Source organism: Arthrobacter sp. Soil763 (assembly GCF_001428365.1).
In the GTDB taxonomy this organism is placed as follows: Bacteria; Actinomycetota; Actinomycetes; order Actinomycetales; family Micrococcaceae; genus Arthrobacter.
In genome coordinates this window covers 480,594-499,472 of the sequence record NZ_LMSH01000001.1, presented here as the reverse complement: position 1 = coordinate 499,472, position 18,879 = coordinate 480,594, and the positions used below count along the sequence as shown (strand labels likewise).

Below are 18,879 nucleotides of genomic sequence, written 5' to 3'. Positions count from 1 at the left end.
CCCGCCTCCCGGCGCGGTGCTGCGCCCCCACATCTTTCATCGAGGTCTTTGGGCCACGTCCATGACCACCGAGGGTGCTTCCGTGCGCCTTCATGACCCACGAACGGAGCCAGCAATGGCCGCCAGAACCGCCGGAAATGCCCCGGCCCTCACCCCCGAACAGCTACAGTCCGTGCCGGGGACCCTCCGGTCGCCGCGGCGGCTGAAGACCGAGGTCCTCGGTGGGCTTGTCGTCGCCCTGGCCCTCATTCCGGAAGCGATCGCGTTCTCCATCATCGCCGGCGTGGATCCCCGGATCGGCCTCTTCGCCTCCTTCACCATGGCCGTCACCATCTCCATCGTCGGCGGCCGGCCCGCGATGATCTCCGCCGCCACCGGCGCCGTCGCGCTGGTCATCGCCCCGCTGGTGAAGTCGCACGGGCTCGACTACCTGGTCGCCGCCGTGATCCTTGCCGGCGTCTTCCAGGTCATCCTGGGCCTGTCCGGTGTGGCGAAGCTGATGCGGTTCATCCCGCGCTCGGTGATGGTGGGCTTCGTCAACGCCCTGGCCATCCTGATCTTCATATCCCAGGTCCCCGAACTGCTCGGCGTCCCGTGGCTGGTCTACCCGCTCACGGCACTGGGGCTGGCCATTGTCTTCGGGCTGCCAAAATTGACCAGGGCCGTCCCCGCCCCGCTGGTGGCCATCGCTGTCCTCACGCTGATCACCGTCTTCGCCGCCGTCGCCGTTCCCACCGTGGGCGGCAAGGGTGACCTCCCCGACTCGCTGCCGACGTTCTTCATCCCCAACGTGCCGCTGACCCTCGAGACCCTGCAGGTCATCTTCCCCTACGCCCTCGCCATGGCGTTCGTGGGGCTGCTCGAATCGCTGATGACGGCCAAGCTGGTCGACGACATCACGGACACCCGCTCACCCAAGAGCCGCGAAGCGTGGGGCCAGGGCGCGGCGAACATCGTCACCGGCTTCTTCGGCGGGATGGGCGGCTGTGCGATGATCGGCCAGACCATGATTAACGTCAAGGCCTCAGGCGCCCGGACCCGGATCTCCACCTTCCTGGCCGGTGTCTTCCTGCTCCTTCTCGTCGTGGTCCTGGGCGACGTCGTCGCTCTGATTCCGATGGCCGCGCTGGTCGCCGTGATGATCTTCGTCTCGGTCGCCACCTTCGACTGGCACAGCATCCGGCCGCGGACGCTGAAGATGATGCCCAAGAGCGAGACCGCCGTCATGGTGGCCACCGTCATCGGCACCGTGACCACTCACAACCTGGCCGTCGGCGTCGGGGTCGGCGTCATGGTCGCCATGGTGCTGTTCGCCCGCCGCGTCGCCCACTTCGTCACCGTCAAACGCACCGTCACCACCGTCGACGGCCGTGAAACGGCCACGTACGCCGTCGACGGGGAGCTGTTCTTCGCCTCCTCCAACGACCTTTACACCCAGTTCGACTACGCCCTGGACCCCGAGCACGTGGTCATTGACATGCACGCCAGCCACCTGTGGGACGCGTCCACGATCGCCGCCCTGGACGCCATCACGGAGAAGTACCGGCACCACGGCAAGGACGTGAAGGTTGTCGGCCTGAACGACGCCAGTGTCCTGATGCGCGAACGCCTGGGCGGGAAGCTCGGCGCCGGCCACTAACGGCCGGCGCCGGGGATCCGAAAACTCCGCAGCCTACGAGGCGGGGTTCGTTGCCTTGCCGTCCAGCCACAGCCGGTCCGACGCGTCAGCGTGCGCGCCGGTCGCCCCGACGTGCTTGCTGCTGATCGCCGGCCCGTGCCGGATCACGTGGACCAGGGCCATGCCGTGGCCGCGGCCCAGCCCGTAGTCGGCCTTCAGCCAGTCCAGGACCTCCCCGGCCTTCGCGGACTCGCCGTCGAACCCCTTCTCCCGGGCGAGGTCGAGTAGCTGGCGCGGTGTGAGGCCTGTCTTGTCCTCGATCGTGTCGAGGTATGCCTGGAACGACATCCGTGTGTCCTTTCGAGGGCAGGAGTTCAACGGTGCTGGATTTCCGGCCACTCTAGGCACGCCGGCCCGGTTCCGGCCAGACCCTTCCGGCCCCTAAAAAGCGGACTAGGCTCGATCCCATGGCGCAGACGTGGCAGCCGGGGGCCCCCGGGGTGCTCAGCCTTCCATCCGGACGCCTCATCCGCGGCCGGGGCCTGCTGGCGCCCTTCCCGGTCGGGCCGAAGCCGGACTTCGGGCTGTATTTGCTGGGCAGCCCGCCGCGGAAGACGGAGTGGGAGTCCCGCTGGGTGCACTGGCGGGACCTGCACCTGCCCGCCGACGACGCCGATGCCCTGGACGCCTTCCGCGAGGCCTGGCGCCGGGCGGAAAACGAACGGGTGGAGGTCGCCTGCTGGGCCGGCCGGGGCAGGACCGGCACCGCTTTGGCCTGCATCGCCGTGCTCGACGGCGTCCCGCCCGCCGGCGCCGTCGCCTTCGTCCGGCGCAACTACCGCCGCAGCGCCGTCGAAACCCCGTGGCAGCGGCGCTATGTCACGCGCTTCCGCGGACCGGAGTCCTGAGGCGTCCCTAGGCCTGGGTCAGCCGGTAGCGCTCGATCTGCTTGAGCCGGCGCAGCAGGCTGTCCCGCCGCGGATGCGGCACGGCGTCGGCCGGCTCCGCGGTGAGGTCGATGTGGGCGGTGCCGTACTCCCAGAGCAGCAGGTCGTCGAGCAACCGGTCCGGCCCGGGGGAGTACCGGTGGTCGAGGGCCTTGCGGACCTCGGTGATCCGGTTGGCGCTGAGCAGACCCGCGAGCTGCACGGTCTGGTTCAGTCCGTGGGCCGCCATCAGCTCCGCGGCCCAGCCCCAGTCGTCGTCGACTTTGCGGTCCACGTGCGGCAGCAGGGTCCGCCAGACGTCCCGGATCCGGTTCGGCGTCAGCTGCGCCGCGCCCTCGCCGTCCATGTCCCAGTAGCCGCGGACCTCCTCGTAGCGTTCGTGCAGGTCGGCGAAGGCGCTCTCCACGGTTTCCAGCATGGCCGCCGTCGCGGTGAACTGCCGGTCGAACTGCGGGGTCCAGGCGCGCGGGTCCTCGGCTTTGAAGCGGATGTCGTGTTCGATCTCGCTCCAGGCATGCGCAAAGACCGTGCGGATCTGGCACTCGAAGAAGTAGCTGCCGTTGGGCTGGATTTCCGGGTTGAAGACCTGCTGGTACTCCTTGACCGCCTCATTTTGGATGGTCCGCAGGATCAGGTGGCGGCTGGAATAGCCGTAGGTTCCGGACTCGATCGAGCCGATGTCCTTCTCCCGGTCGCCACGGCAGTCGAACAGCTGGCGCTGGCGCTTGATCAGGTTGGCGACGACGGCATTTTCGGCCGGAAGCTTGGTGATCACGCGGATGCCGACCATGTCATTGAGCGTGCGGAAGGGGTCGGGGAACTTCAGGACCGGCGGCCCGCCCGGTTCCAGCGGCTCTTCCGTGCGGGAGATCTTCTCGCGGAACGACTCCACCGTCTTGGTCCGGCCGGTGACGAACAACGGCGTCACCTCGGTGCCCTTGAGCATGGCCCGCAGCGTCAGCAGCACCTCGCGGGTCACCAGCTTCAGGGCAGGACGAACCCGCTCGTAGAGTTCCACATTCTCCTGAACGGAGGTGCGCAGTGCGGGGTCCAGGCGGTCCCAGTTGCTAGCCATGCGCCCTAGCTTACGGCGAAGCCCCGACAGGATGGCCGCAGGCCGACGCCGTGCGCCGCCCGCGGTGAAGGGCCGAAACGGGCTGCCCCGCAACCTTCCCGGCGCCGCGCGGGGCCCACGGTAGGCTCTGCACATGGCTGATGTGCGGCGTCGGGCTTTGCCTGCGACCGCAGCGGCGGCGACTCCGGGGGCGGTCGCCGCGTGCTCACCTGGCCCCAAGGAGGACGCAGTGAAGCGGCAGAAGTACCAGTATGGCGACGATCCCAGCCAGTGGGGGGAACTGTTCCTCCCGGACACGGCCACGCCCAGGGGTGTGGTGGTGGTAATCCACGGCGGCTACTGGCGGTCGCAGTACGGTGCCGAACTCGGCGAGCCCCTGGCCAAGGACCTCGCCGCACACGGGATGGCCGCCTGGAACCTGGAGTACCGGCGGGCCGGCAACGGCGGCGGCTGGCCGCACACCTTTGCGGACGTGCTCGCGGGGATCGACAAGCTGCAGGAACTTTCCGAGGAACACGGCTTCGGTCTGGACCGCGTCGTCGCCCTCGGCCACTCGGCCGGCGGGCACCTCGCCGTCTGGGCCGCCGGGCGCAGCCGGCTGGATAAGATCGGCGCCGCCGACGCGGACCGCCAGTTGCAGCGCAACGACGGCGACGGCGCGGTGCAGCTCACCGGGGTCGTCAGCCAGTCCGGGGTCCTGGACCTTGCCGCGGCGGAGCGGCTGAACCTGAGCAACGGGGCGGTCAGCAACCTCATGGGCGGCTCCTCGGAAAGATACCCGAAACGGCATAAGTACGCCGATCCCATCACTGCGGCCCCGCTCCGGGTCCCGGTGTACGCCGTGCACGCCTGTGACGACGACACCGTGCCACTGAGCCTGTCGGAGGCGTACGCGGCCGCAGCCAAGGCAGGCGGCGCGCCGGTCCAGCTCCTGAAGGTTCCGGGGGACCACTTCGCCCTGATCGATCCGAAGGCGCCCGCCTACCGCAAATGCCGGGAGCTAGTCCAGCAACTGCTGGGCTGAGCCCGGCCGCAGGCCGGTAGACTGGGGGACAGGTGCGCCGGGAAGTCTGGTCGGCATGATTCAGTCGACCCCATTTTGAGGACTTCCGCATGAGCCACACCCCTCCTTCCGCACCACGTCCCGGGACACCGCGCCTGACCATCTTCGGCCGGGGCAGCTACGCCGAATCCCTCCGCATCGGCGAGATCCTCCGCAAGGAAACAGTCGGCGGCGCCCTGCTCGTGGCCGCGGCCGCGGCCGCAATCCTCTGGGCCAACTCGCCGGCGTCCGAGAGCTACTTCGCGCTGCGTGACTTCACGATCGGCTACGAGCCCTGGCACCTGAAGCTGAGCCTGGGCGCCTGGGCGGCCGACGGCCTGCTGGCGATCTTCTTCTTCCTGGTGGGCCTTGAGCTCAAACGCGAGTTCATCGCCGGGGACCTGCGCGAGCTGAGCAAGTCGGTCGTGCCCGTTGCCGCGGCCGCCGGCGGCGTGCTCGTCCCGGCGGTGATCTACGTCGTCGTCAATCTCGGCAGCCCGGAGACCCTGCGGGGCTGGGCGATCCCCACCGCCACCGACATCGCGTTCGCCGTGGCGGTGCTGGCGATCATCGGTTCGCACCTGCCGAGCGCGCTGCGGATCTTCCTGCTCACCCTCGCCGTGGTGGATGACCTTATCGCGATCACCATCATCGCGCTGTTCTACTCCAGCGATATCCAGCCCGCGCCCCTGCTGCTGGCCCTGGTGCCCCTGGCGCTGTACACCTACCTGGCGCACCGATACCGGCGCTTTTTCGGGCTGAAGGCCCCCGCGGCCTGGTTTATCCTGCTGCCGCTTGGCCTGGCCACCTGGGCCCTGGTCCATGCGTCCGGCATCCACGCGACGGTGGCCGGAGTGCTTCTGGGCCTTGCCATCCCGGTGCTGCGCTCGAAGGCCAGCGGCGGCCCCGAGGCCGGCCCCGGCCTCTCGGAAATCTTCGAACACCGGTTCCGGCCGATCTCCGCCGGGGTGGCCGTTCCCGTCTTCGCCTTCTTCTCCGCCGGCGTGGCCGTGGGCGGCTGGGACGGGCTCGGTTCGGCCCTAACGGACCCGGTCGCCGTCGGCATTATCCTGGCGCTCGTGGTGGGGAAACCCGCCGGCATCCTGGGCACCACCTGGCTGCTCACCAGGCTGACGAAGGCCCGGCTCGACGCGTCGTTCAAGTGGATCGACGTCTTCGGTGTCTCCATCCTGGCCGGCATCGGATTCACCGTCTCGCTGCTCGTGGCCGAACTCAGTTTTGGCCACGGCACCATCCAGGACGACCACGCCAAGGTCGGCATCCTCACGGCCTCGCTGCTGGCGGCGCTGCTGGCGACGGGGGTGCTCAAGACCCGCAACCGGCAGTACCGCCTTGCCGAGGAGGAGGAGAAACGCGACTCGGACCACGACGGGATCCCGGACGTCTACCAGGACGGCCGCGCGGAGCGCTAAGCGGCGCCACGGCCGCTGGTGGGGGCCGTGGCACCGCTAGCCGCGGCTACCGGAGGTGGTCACCGCCGCGCATCCGCACCGCGACGACCAGCCCGGACGCCGCGGTCAGGGCGGCGACGACGGCGATCGCCGTCGGAATGCCGTAGGCATCCGCCAGCAGCCCGGACAGCAGCGCGCCCACAGCGAAACCGCCGTCGCGCCAGAGTCGGTAAATCCCGACCGACCGGGCGCGCCACTGCGGGTGGGCCACGTCGCCGATGGCCGCCAGCAGCGTGGGATACACCATGGCGGTGCCGATCCCGAGCAGGACGGCCGCAGTCAGCCAGATGCCGAAACCGTTGCCCGCGGCCACGGCAGCCAGCCCGACAGCCTGGACGAACATGCCGCCCGCGATCAGCCACTTGCGACCCAGCCGGTCCGACGCGGCGCCGGTGACCAGCTGCACCGCACCCCAGACCGCCGGGTACACCGCGGCGAGGATGCCGATCTGCGCAATGGACAGGCCGGCAGCGGCGAACAGCACGGGAAACAGGCCCCAGGCCAGCCCGTCGTTGAGGTTGTTCACCAGCCCGGCCTGGCTCACCGAGGAGAGTGACCGGTCCCGGAAGCTGGTGAGGGTGAAGACCTCGCGGGTGCTCAGCTCCGCACCGGCGCCCGCGTGCGCGTCGACGTGGTTCGCGGCCTCCGTCTTGGCGTGCCGGTGGGTCTCCTTCACGGCGAACACGGACAGGCCCAGGCCGAGGGCGATATACGCCGCGCCGAGCAGGAACGGCGTCGGGCGCAGCCCGTAGGAAGCGGCGAGGTAACCGGTAAACAGGGCCGTGCCGGCGACGCCGAGGTAGCCCGCGGCCTCGTTGAACCCCATCGCCAGCCCGCGCCGCTCGGGCCCGACCAGGTCCATCTTCATGACCACCGTGGTGGACCAGGTCAGGCCCTGGCTCACGCCAAGGATCACGTTGGCGGCGACAATCCAGGACCAGGTCGGCCCGAGGATCAGCATGGCCGGCACCGGCAGGGCGACCAGCCAGCCGGCCACCAGCACCGGCTTCCGGCCGTACCGGTCCGAGAGGGTCCCGGCGAAGTAGTTGGTGGCCGCCTTCGCCACGCCGAACGCCAGGATGTAGGTCAGGGCGCTCGTGTACTGGTCAAGGTGGAACACCTCGCCGGCGAGCAACGGCAGGACGGTGCGTTCCTGGCCGAGGGTGCCGCCGACCAGGGCGTTCACCGCCACCAGGAGCAGGAACTGCGGAAAATTCTGCCGCAGCCCCAACACGGCAGCGCTCCGCCCGCCGGAACGGCGGACGGAGCGGAGGTCGTGGTCGACGGGGCGCTCCGGAATCACGAGGCCGGGGCTGCGGCGATCTTGGCGCGGACTTCTTCCATGTCCAGGCCCTTGACCGCGGTCAACAGCTGGTCCAGGCCGGAGGCGTTCATGGCGCCGGGCTGGGAGAAGACCAGGATGCCTTCGCGGAAGGCCATCAGGGTGGGGATGGAGGTGATCCGCGCGGCCGCCGAGAGGCCGGGTTCGGCTTCAGTGTCCACCTTCGCGAAGACGACGTCGGGGTGCGACTCCGAGGCTTTGCTGAAGGTGGGGGCGAACTGGCGGCACGGGCCGCACCACGCCGCCCAGAAATCAACGAGCACAATGTCGTTTCCGGTGATGGTTTCTTCGAAGGTCTTTTCCGAAATGTCGATGGTTGCCATGCCTCAATAATATACCCCCGGGGGTATTGCCGCAAGGTGGCGCGGGAGGCCCGCTGCCGCGGTTTCCTTGCGGTCATACCCTGGGGGGTTTCATGATGGACACGGTGACCCTGTTCATCACGGCCGGACTGACCCGTACCCGGCGGCCTTCGCCGCCGGACCTGGAAGGAGCAACCATGGATGTCATCGTCATTGATACCCCGCAGCTGGGGGACCGCAGCTACCTGGTCCACGACGGCGCCGTCGCACTGGTGATCGACCCGCAACGCGACACGGACCGGGTGGAGCAGGCCGCGCGGGAGGCCGGCGTCACCATCACGCACGTGGCCGAAACCCATATCCACAACGACTACGTGACCGGCGGCCTGGAACTGGCCAGGGCGCACGGGGCCACCTACCTCGTCAACGCCGCAGACCCGGTGAAGTTTGATCGGACGCCGATTTCCGACGGCGAAACGGTCCGGATCGGCGGGTTCTCCCTCCGGGCGGTGGCGACCCCCGGCCACACCCACACCCACCTGTCGTTCATCGCGGACGACGGCGACAAGCAGGCCGTGTTCTCCGGCGGAAGCCTGCTCTACGGGTCCGTCGGGCGCACCGACCTGGTCGCTGCCTCGGACACGGAGGGCCTGACCCGGGACCAGTACGCGTCGGTGCGGCGCCTGGTCGAGGAAGCCCAGAAGGATGCCGCGCTGTTCCCGACCCACGGCTTCGGCTCCTTCTGCTCGTCCGGGCCCGCGACCGGAGCGGACGAATCCACCATCGGCGAGCAGCTCACCGACAACCATGCCCTTACGGATCCCGACGAGGACCACTTCGTCCAGGAGCTGATCGCCAACCTCACCGCCTATCCCTCCTACTACGCGCACATGGGCCCGGCCAATACCCAGGGACCCGGAGCCCCCGACCTGTCCGTCCCGGAGTCGCTGGATCCCGTCGAGCTGAATAGGCGCCTTCACGTCGGCGAATGGGTCGTGGACGTGCGCAACCGGGTGGCGTTCGCGTCCAGCCACCTTAAGGGCAGCGTCAGCTTCGAGTACGGCGACGGCTCCAGCTTCACGACCTTCCTCGGCTGGGTCCTGCCATGGGACGAGAAGCTCACCCTGGTCGGTTCCCGGGAGGACGTCGAAAACGCCATCCGCGACCTGTCCCGGATCGGCATCGACTCGCCGGACGCCGCCGTCGGGACCGAGCCGCACGCGCTCGCGCCCGACGCCGAGCTCGCCTCCTACCCGAGGGTGGGCTGGGACGGCCTGGTTTCCGGCCGGGCCGACGGCGATACCGTGCTCGACGTGCGCCGGACGGACGAATTCGCGCAGTCACGGGTGGCCGGGGCGGTGAACATACCGCTGCACGAACTGCTGAAGCGGATGGACGAGGTCCCCGCCGGGAAGCTGTGGGTCCACTGCGCTTCCGGTTACCGCGCGGGCGTGGCCTCCAGCCTCCTGCAGCGCGCCGGCCGGGACGTCGTCCAGATCGACGCAGCCTTCGACGACGCCGAAGGCGCCGCCGTGCCGACGGACCCGGACGCCTCCCGCGCCTAGGGTGCCGCTGCCCGCCCGGTGGTTCTCCACCCGGCGGCCAGCGCCGCCCGGCGCAACACAGGCGCGGCCGGGCCGGTTCTCTGGCAGAGTATGACCATGCTCACAGTCATTGGCGAGGCCCTGGTTGATGTGGTCCAACGCTCCACCGGCATCCAGGCCCACGTCGGCGGCAGCCCCCTGAACGTTGCGGTCGGCCTGGCCCGGCTTGACCACCCGGTGCAGTTCGTCGGCCGCTACGGCAAGGACGCCTACGGGGAGTCGGTCGCCGCGCACCTGAAATCGAGTTCCGTGCTGCTGCCCATGGGCCCGGACGAGCTGCCCACCTCGGTGGCCACCGCCCTGATCGACGACGGCGGCGCCGCGAGCTACACCTTCGACCTGGCCTGGGAACTGCCCGGCCTGACCGACCGGCTGCCGTTCATGCTGCAGGGGAGCACCCTGCTGCACACCGGATCAATCGCCACGATGCTCGCCCCCGGCGCCGCGGCCGTGCTCGCCGCCGTCGAGCATGCCCACCCGTCCAGCACGGTCAGCTTCGATCCGAACTGCCGCCCCAGCATCATCACGGACGCGGACTACGCCCGCCACCAGGCCGAAAAATTTGTCCTCCTCGCGGACGTGGTCAAGGCCTCCGACGAGGATCTGCAGTGGCTCTACCCCGGCGTGGACCCGCTGGACTCGGCCCGGCGCTGGCTCTCCCTCGGCGGGCCGGAGGGGCCGGCCATGGTGGTGGTCACCCGCGGCGCGGACGGGCCGTGGGCCGTCAATGCCGACGGCGAAGCGCAGGTCCCGGCGCCTTCGGTGAAGGTCGCGGACACCGTAGGGGCAGGGGATTCCTTCATGGCCGCGCTGCTGTCCGGAATCGCGGACCGGGGGCTCGTCGGGGCGCAGAACCGCAAGGCGCTCCGGGAACTCTCGGCCGAAAGCCTCCGCGGGCTCCTCGCCCACGCGGCCGCGGCCGCCGCGGTCACGGTCTCCCGTGCAGGCGCCAACCCACCCACCCGGGCTGAACTCACCCGGATGGAACGCGACTCCGCGGACCGGGCGTCCGCGGACCGGGACCGTGAAAGTGCGGGCCCGGCCAGCAACTGAAAGGGAAGCCATGGCAAGCTTCAGCGTACGCAGCGACACCTTCGAAGACGGCCAGATCCTGCCGGCAGCCCAGCGGGGCGCCGCCACCGGGCCGGGCGGCAAGGACGAGTCCCCACCGCTGGCCTGGAGCGGGGCGCCGGCGGGCACCCGCAGCTACGCCGTCACGGCCTTCGACCCGGACGCCCCCGGCCACGGCTTCTGGCACTGGGCGGTGCTGGACCTGCCCGCAAGCGCCACCTCCCTCCCGGCCGGGGCCGGAGCCAGGCACGGCGGCGGTCTGCCGCTGGGAGCGTTCCAGCTGCGGAACGACGGCGGCTCCGCCGGCTACCTGGGCGCCGCGCCGCCGAAGGGCCACGGACCGCACCGCTACGTGTTCACCGTCTATGCCCTGAACGTGGAGACGTGCGGCCTCGACGCCGGCGCCTCACCGGCCAAGCTGGAGGCTAAGCTCGGCCCGCACATCCTGGCCCGGGCCAGCCTGACCGGGATCTACGAACGGCACTGACCCGGCCCGAACGGCGCCCGTTCCGGCGTCGCACCGGCCCGCGCGGCCCCACGTAGACTGGCAGTATGCGGCTGGTAGCGAGTGATATTGACGGAACGATCCTGGGCCACGACGGCCAGATCAGCGACCGGACCGTGCGCGCCTTCCACGCCTGCCGGGAGGCCGGGGTGGAGTTGGTCTTCGTCACCGGCCGGCCGCCGCGCTGGCTGCACCCGCTGCAGGACCGGCTGGGCCACACCGGAACCGTCATCTGCTCCAACGGCGCGGTGGTCTGGGACCTCGAGGCCGACCGGATGGTCTCTGCGCGCGCCCTGGAGCTCGACGCCGTCTTCGAAGCCCGCCGGATCATCCAGCGGCTGCGCCCGTCCGCGCTGTTCGCCGCGGAAACCCTGACCGGCTTCCACCTGGAGCCCGGCTTCCTCGGAACCGGCTCCAGCGGCCTGCTTGCCGAGTTCACCCCGGCCCCGTTGCAGGACACCCTGCGCCCGGACGACGCCGTGGTGAAGTTCCTTGCGGTGGTCAGGGAGGGAACCGCGGATGAGTTCCTCGCCGAAGTTTCGCCCGCCGTCGCCCACCTCGCCGCGGCGACGCACTCCGCCCCGAACCTGGCCCTGCTGGAACTGTCCCTGCCCGGGGTCAACAAGGCCGTGACCCTGGCCGACTATGCGGCGTCGCTGGGGGTGGCGGCGGAGGACGTGGTGGCCTTCGGCGATATGCCCAACGACATCGAGATGCTGCGCTGGGCCGGCCACGGCTACGCCATGGCCAGCGGCCACCCGGAGGCCATCCGCGCCGCCGGCCGGCAGGCACCGCACTTCGACGACGACGGCGTGGCCCAGGTCCTGGAGGCCAAGCTCGCCGAACTCGGCGTCCGGCTTCCGTAAGGGTCCGTCCTCCGCGCGCCCGGGACACGGCGCGATCACGGGATTCCCAGCCGACGGCCAACTTGCGTTCACTTTCGCCGCCTACGCTGGCAAAACCGAACGGATCTTCTGACTGATGGTGGGGCACTCATGGCCAGGTACGGCAACCGACACATTGACGACCAGCCGGTGCGGCGGGTGGACCCGGACGCGCACTGGATGAGCCTGCGCCAGGGCGACCGGGTACGGGTCCGGCTCGCACCCGGCTACGAAACCGGCGGCCTCGTGGACGATCTCACGACGGACCGCACCACGGTGTGGGTGGACCTCGACGGCGGCGGCCGGACCCTGCTGCACTGCAGCGACGGGGTGGAGATCCTGCCGCAGCACCCCTGAGCCGGTACGCTTCAGGGGTGACGGTCCCGCACCCCTTCTTGGCGCACGGCGCAACCCCGGGCGTGCCGGTGGCGATGGCCCACCGCGGCTTCTCGACGGAGGGCGCCGAGAACTCCATGGCGGCGTTCCGCGCCGCCGTCGACCTGGGCTACCGCTACCTGGAAGCCGACGTACACACGACTGCCGACGGCGTCCTGCTGGTCTTCCATGACGAGACGCTGGACCGGGTCACGGACGGCAGCGGCCGCATCGCGGAGCTGCCGGCCGAGACGGTGGCGCGGGCCCGGATCGCCGGCACCGAGCCGATTCCGCTGCTGGCCGAGCTGGTTGCGGAGTTCCCGGACATCCGGCTCAACCTGGACGTCAAGGACTGGAATTCGGTTGAGACCCTGGCCGCGGCAATCGAGGAGCACGGCCTGCACGACCGCGTCCTGGTCGCCAGCTTCTCCGACCGGCGGCGGCGAGCGGTGCTGCGGCGCCTGAGCCGGCCGGCCGCGAGTTCGGCGGGCATGGCCTCCAACGCACTGTTCGTCCTGCTGGGACCGCTGCTGCCGGCGGCACTGCTGCGCCGCGTGACCGGCCGGGCGCTCCGCGACATCCACGCCCTGCAGGTCCCCGTCCGCTACGGCGCCGTCCCGGTCGTGACGGCCGGGTTCGTCCGCCGCGCCCACCGCCACGGCCTGCACGTCCACGTCTGGACGATCAACGAGGCTGCCGAGATGCACCGGCTGCTGGACCTCGGCGTCGACGGGATCGTGACCGACCGGGCCGATCTGCTCAAAGCCGTCCTGCAGGAGCGCGGCCAGTGGCCTGCCTAGGCATGCCAAGGACCTGGGAAGGCCCCCGGCCCAGGGGCGCTGCGCTGGTCCTAGCCGCGGCCCATGCTCACGGTCGGGTCGCCGTCGCCCTCAGACGGGTCGGCCCGGAAACGGCCCGGCTCGGTCGCCGGCAGGCCGCCGGGTCCCGGCACGCTGCCCGGAGACGGGTCGGGGGAGCCGTCCGGGCCGGGGCCGGGATCGCCCAGGGGGGGTGCGTTGTCCGGGTCCTCGGCCGGGTTGCCGAGCGGGCCGCCCGGAGGCTGGGTGGGGTCCGCGGGGCCGCCCGGCGGGGTGTCTGTCGGATCGGCCGCGGCCGATCCGGCACTTTGCCCGGTGCGCTGTTCGTCCTTCTCGGCCTCCAAGGCGTTCGAGCCCTCGCTGATCGAGGAATGAACCTGGATTTCGTCGTTGGGATTGCCGGGATCGGGCGTGTGCCCGTCGTCGGACTTGTCAGCCATTCCGGCGAGGTCCTCCAGCGCGTCCTCAGCGCCCTTCTTGATGCTGTCTGAGATGCCCATCGCTTACTCCTCACTCCTGCAACTGCTGCGGCCGGACCGACCGGCCCTGCCACTCCAGAATTATCAGCATGCTTAGGATTAGTCCAGAGCCGTGGCCTGCGGCCGGACCTCTTAGTTGGACAGTTCGACCATCAGGGCCGGCAGCTCGTCGCACAGTTCACGGGCGAGGTAGCCGAGGCCGCCCAGTCTGCTGGCGAGCCGGTCCCCGGCGGCGGCGTGCAGGTGCGAGCCCCAGCAGGCTGCCTGCGTATCCGTGGTGCCGCGCGCCCGCAGTCCGGCGATCGCACCGGCCAGGACATCGCCGCTCCCTGAGGTGCCCAGCCCGCTGTGTCCGGTGGTGATCTGCCAGGCCCTTCCGCCGGGCTCCGCGACTACGCCCTGGCAGCTCACCACGGCCCGGTACTTGTCGGCGATCTTCGGCACGTCCCGTGCCAGGTCCTCGAGGTCGCGGCCCAGCAGAATCCCGCCCTCGGCGACGTTCGGCGTCAGGACCAGCCGGTCCGCCCAGGGTTCCAGCTCGCCGGCCAGTTCCGGGAGGCAGCCCAGGGCGTACGCGTCGAGGATGATCGCAGGGCCGGCCTTCGGGTTCGACCGCCCCGGCAGCAGCAGCCCGCGCAGCAGCGCCAGGGTTTCCTCCGCATCGTCCAGCCCGGGGCCGACCAGGATGGCATCCATGCCGTCCGCCTCGTCCGCCAGCAGCGCAGCCGCAGAGCCCTTGACCGAGCCCCGGGACGTCTCCGGCAGCCCCACCACGCCGGATTCCGGGAACGCCACCGCGACCTGCACCGCCGTCGACTCCGCCACCGCCAGGGTGAGCCGTCCCGCGCCGGCGCGCAGGGCGGCGACGCCGGCCAGCAGGGCCGCTCCCGGCGTTTTGCGGGCGCCGCCCACCACCAGCACCGAGCCCCGGTCGTCCTTGCCGGATCCTCCGCCGGGCAGGGGCCAGTCGCGCAGCAGGGTGGGCGTCACCGGGACGGGAGCCGTGTGCTTAGCGCGGGTGGACATTGGCATCCCCTGAATGTTCGGTGACGGCGACTCCCTGCTCCGCCAAATGGTCGGCCAGGTTGAAACTCTCCAGCTCCCAGGGCCCCGCGCCGCCGGGCCGCACGAAGCGGCTCACGGAGGCGTTCAGGACGCTGGTTGTGGCGGCGATATCCAGCAGCTCCGCCTCCGTTAGGCCCTGCAGGATGTACCGGAACAGCACGATCAGGGCATCGTGGCAGACCACCAGGACCTCCTCGCCCGGGTGCTCCCGGTCCAGGTCGGCGAGCAGGGACCGCAGCCGCAGTACGACATCGGCCCACGACTCGCCGCCCGGCGGCCGGTAGTAGAACTTCCCCAGCCAGCTTCTGCGCCTGGCCTCCTCCGGCAGCCGTGCTTCCACCCCGGCGGACGTCAGCATGTCCAGGATCCCGAGTTCACGGTCCCGGAGCCGCTCATCCAACCGGATCTGTCCGCGCCATCCGCCCGTCTGCACCGCGAGTTCGGCGGTCTGGCGGGCCCGGGCGTAGGGGGAGGACCAGACGGCGCTCCGGCCGGCTTCCGGCACACCGGCCAGCAACCGGCCCAGGGCCAGGGCCTGTTCGCGGCCGGTCTCCGACAGGCCGACGTCGGCGTCCCGCGCCGGGACATTGATGACGTGCGCCCCCGCCTCGCGGGCGAGGGTGGCGGCGATGTTGCCTTCGCTTTCGCCGTGCCGGACCAGGACGAGTCCCGTGATGCCCGGCAGGCTGCCGTGTCCGATAGTGCTCACCCTTTACCTCCTGCACGATGGACCCGCAGGGCGGGCCAAAACAGCGGCGGCCGTCCGCAGCGTGCCCGGGCGGCCCGAAAGGGCCTACGTTACTCCCGCGCCCCGGCCTTGTCGCGGCGGGTACCCGCGCCGGGGCTGCTGGCCGGGAGAGGGGAGCGGGAACCGGGGCGGGAAAAGTCCGTGCCGGCTGGCAGGATGGTTCCATGCGAATCCTGATCGCCCCGGACAAGTTCAAGGGCTCCCTGACCGCGGCGGAGGCCGCCGCCGCCATCGCCGAGGGCGCCCTGCGCGTCTACCCTGACGCCGAGGCCGTCCAGTTCCCCGTCGCCGACGGCGGCGAGGGCACGCTGGAGGCCGCCGTCGCGGCAGGCTACGAGGAGCGGCTGAACGCCGTCGTCGGGCCGGTGCTTGCCCCGGTGGGCGCGGCCTGGGCGTTCCGCAAGGACAGCTCCGGCGGCGCGACCGCCGTGATCGAGATGGCGCAGGCATCCGGGCTGGCGCATATGGAGCCGACCCCCGCGAATGCCCTGCGCGCCCACAGCTACGGCTGCGGGCAGCTGATTGCCGCCGCGCTGGACGCCGGGGCAACCGAGATCGTGCTGGGCGTGGGTGGCTCGGCGATGACCGACGGCGGCAGCGGCGCCCTGCGCGCGCTCGGCCTCAAGCCCCTCGACGCCGCCGGCAACGTCGTGCCCCTGGGCGGCGGTTCGCTCGCCGAGGTGGCTGCCGTGGACGTGAGCGGCCTGGATCCGCGGCTGGGGGCCGTGAAGTTCCGGATCGCCGTCGACGTGCAGAACCCGCTCTACGGACCCGACGGCGCCGCCCACGTCTTCGGGCCGCAGAAGGGCGCGGACGCGGAGGCGGCGGAGGTCCTCGACGCCGGGCTGCGCAACTGGGCCTCGGTGCTGCGGCAGGCGACCGGCCGGGACGTCAACGTGCCCGGGGCAGGGGCGGCCGGCGGGTTCCCGGCGTCGTTCCTGGCGTTCAGCGGCGCGGCGCTGGAGCGCGGCTTCGACCTCGTCGCCGGCCTGACGGGACTGCGCGAAAAACTCGTCGGCGCCGATCTGGTGATCACCGGCGAGGGCTCGCTGGACTCGCAGTCGCTGACCGGCAAGGCGCCGGTGGCCCTCGCCGACGCGGCGCGCGCCCTGGGCATCCCGGTCATCATGGTCGCCGGCCGGATCCTGGTCACCCCGGAAGACCTTGCACGGCACGGCGTGGTCGCGGCCGCCCAGCTGCTCGACGTCGCGCCGAGCCCGGCCGAGGCGGTCGCAAAGGCCGCCAAGTACCTTGCCTGGGCCACCAGCCAGGTGCTCGAGGGAGCCTGACCCGGCCCGGGCCTAGGCGCCGGTTTCGTAGTGCGGTTCGGCCACCGGCTTGGACTCCGGCGAGCCCTTCTCGCGCAGGTAGACCGAGGCTCCGACCAGCACGGCCACGGCCAGGAATTCGCTCTGCCAGTTCTGGAATGATTCGAACCAGAAACGGCTCGTGGCGAGGTAGCCCAGGACGGTCACCGGCGGCTGCCCGTGCGCCTGCTGCTCCTCGCTGTACTCCTCGCTGCCGCCGACGGCGTGCAGTGCGACGGAGGACAGGAACAGCAGCAGGAACAGGATCGACAGGGAGTGTTCATAGAGCTTGAGCACCCAGCCGCCGCGGCGCACCGGCCACGGCGTCGAGTCCTTGATCGTGGCGGTCCTCGGGTCCTCGTCCTGCGGGGCTTTCTTGCCCATCGGCTTGGACTCTGAGGAGCCCTTCTGGAACAGGAACACCGTCAGGATGACGTACATGCCCATCTGGAGGAACTCCGACTCCCAGTTCTCAAAGGTCGCCTCCAGGAACGCTCCGGTTCCGAGGTATTCCAGGATGCCGACGGCCGACTGGCCGTGGGCGAGCTGGTCCTCGCTGTAGTCCGCGGCGCCGCTGACGACCATGCCGCCGAAAAAGACGACGAAGAGACCGATGTTCGCCAGCAACAGCCCGTGTTCCTTGGCCCATGTGCGCATCTTTGCTCCTGACTGCGGGTGCTCGGTCTGACGGTCGCTCACGGCTCAGTCCCGGGCGGCTTTGTGGCGCAGCCGGTTCGGAATCAGCACGAGCAGAACCAACAGTACGGCGAGCAGGGCCGCCCCGACGGTAACCCCGGCCGAACGCCCGGCGGTGACGTCGAAGACCAGGGCGGAGGTCCCGACGCTCAAGAGGGCGACGCCGGCCAGCGCGACTTTCGCGATCCGGTCGGCGCTGGCGACCAGGGTGTCCTTCAGGCCTTTCCGGAAGAGCCTGCGGTGCGCACTGACCGGAAGCAGGATGAGGGCGGTGGTGAGGGCTGCAAGCACGACGTTTCCGAGGTACAGCGCGATCTGGAAGTCGTCCAGCGTCTCGAACCGGGACTGGAAGGGCAGGGTGAGGAGGAAGCCCGCCAGGATCTGGACGCCCGTCTGGAGTACCCGGAGCTCCTGCAGCAGCTCCGCCCAGTTGCGGTCCATTTTCTCGTCGTAGGTTTCGTCCCGGCCGTCGCGGCGGGTTACAGCATCAGACATCGGTGCTCCTCACTATCCAAAACTTGGTACTAAGCTTACTGACGATTTTCGGGTACGGTGGAGAAACAGACGAACCGACACATGCGGGGTAGGTGGACTCATGAGCGATTCTAAGCAGCAGGACCAGCCGCGGGACCCGCGCGGCACGTACCACGCCGGACCGTTTCCCGAACAGGTCCAGCAGCAACCAGGGCTGACGGCGCCGATGGAGCCGCAGCCCGACCACGGCGAGGAAAGCTACCAGGGCAGCGGCGCGCTCGAGGGCAAGGCGGCCCTGATTACCGGCGGAGACTCCGGCATCGGCAAGGCGGTCGCCATCGCTTTCGCCCGGGAGGGGGCCGACGTCGCGATCTCCTACCTGCCGGAGGAAGAGGACGACGCCCGCGATACTGCCGAGTGGATCCGCAAGGCAGGTCGCAGGGCACTGCTGCTGCCGGGTGACGGGCGCACCGAGGAGTTTGCGGCCCAGATCGTCGCTGACGCGCTCATGGAGTTCGGCCGGCTCGATGTCCTGGTCTTGAATGCCGCGTACCAGAAGAACCGGGACAGCTTCGAATCCCTGCCCACCGAGGAGTTCGATCGCGTCTTCAAGACGAACCTCTACTCCTTGATCTGGACGGCGCGCGCCGCGGTCCCGCACCTGAAACCGGGGGCGTCCATCATCACGACGGCGTCCATCCAGGCGTTCAACCCGTCGCCGGAGTTGATCGATTACGCCATGACCAAGGCGGCGCAGGTCGCCTTCACCAAGGCGCTGGCCCAGGAACTTGGCCCCCAGGGCATCCGGGTCAACGCCGTGGCGCCCGGCCCGATCTGGACGCCGTTGATCCCGGCGACCGAATGGCCGGACAAGCTGCCCAGCTTCGGCCAGGACACCCCGCTCCAGCGCGCCGGCCAGCCCGCAGAACTGGCGCCGGCCTATGTGCTGCTGGCGTCGGACCACGGCTCCTACATCTCCGGCGCCGTGCTGCCGGTGACCGGCGGCAAGGGACTTTGATCCCGCTGCAGCCCTCAGACCGCACCATCCAGATTCG

General features: G+C 70.3%; 21 protein-coding genes. 12 read left to right on the top strand and 9 right to left on the bottom strand.

The features are described 5' to 3' along the window. The first annotated feature begins 115 nt into the window (after positions 1–115). Positions 116–1,639 (top strand): SulP family inorganic anion transporter, encoded by a 1,524-nt coding sequence (locus ASG71_RS02340; protein ID WP_056736683.1) that lies wholly within the window; start codon positions 116–118, stop codon positions 1,637–1,639. Positions 1,640–1,672: 33 nt separating this feature from the next. Here ASG71_RS02340 and ASG71_RS02335 read toward each other — a convergent pair whose 3' ends face one another. Further along, positions 1,673–1,966 carry a DUF4287 domain-containing protein gene (locus tag ASG71_RS02335; protein WP_056736681.1) on the bottom strand — a complete coding sequence of 98 codons (294 nt, stop codon included), beginning with the start codon at positions 1,964–1,966 and terminating at the stop codon, positions 1,673–1,675. A 119-nt stretch (positions 1,967–2,085) separates the two neighbouring features. On the opposite strand from ASG71_RS02335, the gene ASG71_RS02330 reads away from it, so the two are divergent. After that, complete coding sequence (locus tag ASG71_RS02330; RefSeq protein WP_056736679.1) at positions 2,086–2,526, top strand: protein-tyrosine phosphatase family protein; 441 nt, start codon at positions 2,086–2,088, stop codon at positions 2,524–2,526. A gap of 7 nt (positions 2,527–2,533) precedes the next feature. Here the strand turns inward: ASG71_RS02330 and ASG71_RS02325 are convergent, their stop codons facing one another. Next, the gene (locus tag ASG71_RS02325; protein ID WP_056736677.1) at positions 2,534–3,640 is read right to left on the bottom strand and encodes a GTP pyrophosphokinase family protein; all 1,107 of its coding nucleotides are present in this window, start codon (positions 3,638–3,640) and stop codon (positions 2,534–2,536) included. Between the two features lie 229 nt (positions 3,641–3,869). Between ASG71_RS02325 and ASG71_RS02320 the strand changes: the two genes are divergently transcribed. Next, positions 3,870–4,664 carry an alpha/beta hydrolase gene (locus tag ASG71_RS02320; protein WP_056736675.1) on the top strand — a complete coding sequence of 265 codons (795 nt, stop codon included), beginning with the start codon at positions 3,870–3,872 and terminating at the stop codon, positions 4,662–4,664. An 89-nt stretch (positions 4,665–4,753) separates the two neighbouring features. After that, on the top strand, positions 4,754–6,115 hold the full coding sequence (gene nhaA / locus ASG71_RS02315; protein ID WP_056736673.1) for a Na+/H+ antiporter NhaA: 1,362 nt from the start codon (positions 4,754–4,756) through the stop codon (positions 6,113–6,115). 46 nt (positions 6,116–6,161) lie between these two features. Here the strand turns inward: nhaA and ASG71_RS02310 are convergent, their stop codons facing one another. After that, the gene (locus ASG71_RS02310) at positions 6,162–7,454 is read right to left on the bottom strand and encodes an MFS transporter (protein ID WP_082574829.1); all 1,293 of its coding nucleotides are present in this window, start codon (positions 7,452–7,454) and stop codon (positions 6,162–6,164) included. Next, positions 7,454–7,819 carry a thioredoxin gene (gene trxA / locus ASG71_RS02305; protein ID WP_056736672.1) on the bottom strand — a complete coding sequence of 122 codons (366 nt, stop codon included), beginning with the start codon at positions 7,817–7,819 and terminating at the stop codon, positions 7,454–7,456. Before trxA ends, ASG71_RS02310 begins: the two co-directional genes overlap by 1 nt. Positions 7,820–7,995: 176 nt before the next feature. Between trxA and ASG71_RS02300 the strand changes: the two genes are divergently transcribed. The 6 genes from ASG71_RS02300 (at position 7,996) to ASG71_RS02275 (ending at position 13,037) form a co-directional block, all read left to right on the top strand. After that, a complete protein-coding gene (locus ASG71_RS02300) occupies positions 7,996–9,363 on the top strand; it encodes an MBL fold metallo-hydrolase (RefSeq protein ID WP_056737218.1) in 1,368 nt (455 codons plus the stop codon). A gap of 96 nt (positions 9,364–9,459) precedes the next feature. Continuing rightward, positions 9,460–10,455 carry a PfkB family carbohydrate kinase gene (locus ASG71_RS02295; RefSeq protein WP_056737215.1) on the top strand — a complete coding sequence of 332 codons (996 nt, stop codon included), beginning with the start codon at positions 9,460–9,462 and terminating at the stop codon, positions 10,453–10,455. 10 nt (positions 10,456–10,465) lie between these two features. After that, positions 10,466–10,960: a YbhB/YbcL family Raf kinase inhibitor-like protein gene (locus ASG71_RS02290; protein ID WP_056736670.1), complete on the top strand. Its 495-nt coding sequence runs from the start codon at positions 10,466–10,468 to the stop codon at positions 10,958–10,960. 65 nt (positions 10,961–11,025) lie between these two features. Continuing rightward, entirely contained in the window at positions 11,026–11,844 is an 819-nt protein-coding gene (locus tag ASG71_RS02285) for a Cof-type HAD-IIB family hydrolase (protein WP_056736667.1), read from the top strand. A 129-nt stretch (positions 11,845–11,973) separates the two neighbouring features. Next, positions 11,974–12,219 carry a hypothetical protein gene (locus ASG71_RS02280; RefSeq protein ID WP_056736664.1) on the top strand — a complete coding sequence of 82 codons (246 nt, stop codon included), beginning with the start codon at positions 11,974–11,976 and terminating at the stop codon, positions 12,217–12,219. A gap of 17 nt (positions 12,220–12,236) precedes the next feature. Then, positions 12,237–13,037 carry a glycerophosphodiester phosphodiesterase gene (locus ASG71_RS02275; RefSeq protein WP_082574757.1) on the top strand — a complete coding sequence of 267 codons (801 nt, stop codon included), beginning with the start codon at positions 12,237–12,239 and terminating at the stop codon, positions 13,035–13,037. A gap of 50 nt (positions 13,038–13,087) precedes the next feature. On the opposite strand, the gene ASG71_RS02270 is transcribed toward ASG71_RS02275, so the two are convergent. The 3 genes from ASG71_RS02270 to ASG71_RS02260 all read right to left on the bottom strand — a co-directional run bounded on the left by ASG71_RS02270 (position 13,088) and on the right by ASG71_RS02260 (position 15,308). Then, on the bottom strand, positions 13,088–13,555 hold the full coding sequence (locus ASG71_RS02270; protein WP_056736661.1) for a hypothetical protein: 468 nt from the start codon (positions 13,553–13,555) through the stop codon (positions 13,088–13,090). A gap of 111 nt (positions 13,556–13,666) precedes the next feature. Further along, on the bottom strand, positions 13,667–14,560 hold the full coding sequence (locus ASG71_RS02265; RefSeq protein ID WP_200947918.1) for an NAD(P)H-hydrate dehydratase: 894 nt from the start codon (positions 14,558–14,560) through the stop codon (positions 13,667–13,669). Then, positions 14,544–15,308: a histidine phosphatase family protein gene (locus ASG71_RS02260; protein WP_056736659.1), complete on the bottom strand. Its 765-nt coding sequence runs from the start codon at positions 15,306–15,308 to the stop codon at positions 14,544–14,546. The genes ASG71_RS02265 and ASG71_RS02260 overlap by 17 nt, the downstream gene beginning before the upstream one ends. Positions 15,309–15,511: 203 nt before the next feature. On the opposite strand from ASG71_RS02260, the gene ASG71_RS02255 reads away from it, so the two are divergent. Then, positions 15,512–16,636 carry a glycerate kinase gene (locus ASG71_RS02255; RefSeq protein ID WP_056736657.1) on the top strand — a complete coding sequence of 375 codons (1,125 nt, stop codon included), beginning with the start codon at positions 15,512–15,514 and terminating at the stop codon, positions 16,634–16,636. A 12-nt stretch (positions 16,637–16,648) separates the two neighbouring features. Here the strand turns inward: ASG71_RS02255 and ASG71_RS02250 are convergent, their stop codons facing one another. Further along, positions 16,649–17,311, bottom strand: a complete 663-nt coding sequence (locus ASG71_RS02250) for a DUF6766 family protein (RefSeq protein ID WP_056736655.1) — start codon at positions 17,309–17,311, stop codon at positions 16,649–16,651. Between the two features lie 45 nt (positions 17,312–17,356). Beyond that, complete coding sequence (locus ASG71_RS02245; protein WP_056736653.1) at positions 17,357–17,845, bottom strand: DUF6328 family protein; 489 nt, start codon at positions 17,843–17,845, stop codon at positions 17,357–17,359. A 100-nt stretch (positions 17,846–17,945) separates the two neighbouring features. Here ASG71_RS02245 and ASG71_RS02240 point away from each other — a divergent pair, with 100 nt between their 5' ends. Further along, positions 17,946–18,842, top strand: a complete 897-nt coding sequence (locus tag ASG71_RS02240; protein ID WP_056736651.1) for an SDR family oxidoreductase — start codon at positions 17,946–17,948, stop codon at positions 18,840–18,842. The last annotated feature ends 37 nt before the right edge of the window (positions 18,843–18,879 follow it).

Coding starts and splice junctions, on each gene's coding strand:
- ASG71_RS02340 (WP_056736683.1), top strand. CDS start 116: ATGGCCGCCAGAACCGCCGGAAATGCCCCGGCCCTCACCCCCGAACAG.
- ASG71_RS02335 (WP_056736681.1), bottom strand. CDS start 1,966: ATGTCGTTCCAGGCATACCTCGACACGATCGAGGACAAGACAGGCCTC.
- ASG71_RS02330 (WP_056736679.1), top strand. CDS start 2,086: ATGGCGCAGACGTGGCAGCCGGGGGCCCCCGGGGTGCTCAGCCTTCCA.
- ASG71_RS02325 (WP_056736677.1), bottom strand. CDS start 3,640: ATGGCTAGCAACTGGGACCGCCTGGACCCCGCACTGCGCACCTCCGTT.
- nhaA (WP_056736673.1), top strand. CDS start 4,754: ATGAGCCACACCCCTCCTTCCGCACCACGTCCCGGGACACCGCGCCTG.
- trxA (WP_056736672.1), bottom strand. CDS start 7,819: ATGGCAACCATCGACATTTCGGAAAAGACCTTCGAAGAAACCATCACC.
- ASG71_RS02300 (WP_056737218.1), top strand. CDS start 7,996: ATGGATGTCATCGTCATTGATACCCCGCAGCTGGGGGACCGCAGCTAC.
- ASG71_RS02295 (WP_056737215.1), top strand. CDS start 9,460: ATGCTCACAGTCATTGGCGAGGCCCTGGTTGATGTGGTCCAACGCTCC.
- ASG71_RS02290 (WP_056736670.1), top strand. CDS start 10,466: ATGGCAAGCTTCAGCGTACGCAGCGACACCTTCGAAGACGGCCAGATC.
- ASG71_RS02285 (WP_056736667.1), top strand. CDS start 11,026: ATGCGGCTGGTAGCGAGTGATATTGACGGAACGATCCTGGGCCACGAC.
- ASG71_RS02280 (WP_056736664.1), top strand. CDS start 11,974: ATGGCCAGGTACGGCAACCGACACATTGACGACCAGCCGGTGCGGCGG.
- ASG71_RS02270 (WP_056736661.1), bottom strand. CDS start 13,555: ATGGGCATCTCAGACAGCATCAAGAAGGGCGCTGAGGACGCGCTGGAG.
- ASG71_RS02265 (WP_200947918.1), bottom strand. CDS start 14,560: ATGTCCACCCGCGCTAAGCACACGGCTCCCGTCCCGGTGACGCCCACC.
- ASG71_RS02255 (WP_056736657.1), top strand. CDS start 15,512: ATGCGAATCCTGATCGCCCCGGACAAGTTCAAGGGCTCCCTGACCGCG.
- ASG71_RS02250 (WP_056736655.1), bottom strand. CDS start 17,311: ATGCGCACATGGGCCAAGGAACACGGGCTGTTGCTGGCGAACATCGGT.
- ASG71_RS02245 (WP_056736653.1), bottom strand. CDS start 17,845: ATGTCTGATGCTGTAACCCGCCGCGACGGCCGGGACGAAACCTACGAC.
- ASG71_RS02240 (WP_056736651.1), top strand. CDS start 17,946: ATGAGCGATTCTAAGCAGCAGGACCAGCCGCGGGACCCGCGCGGCACG.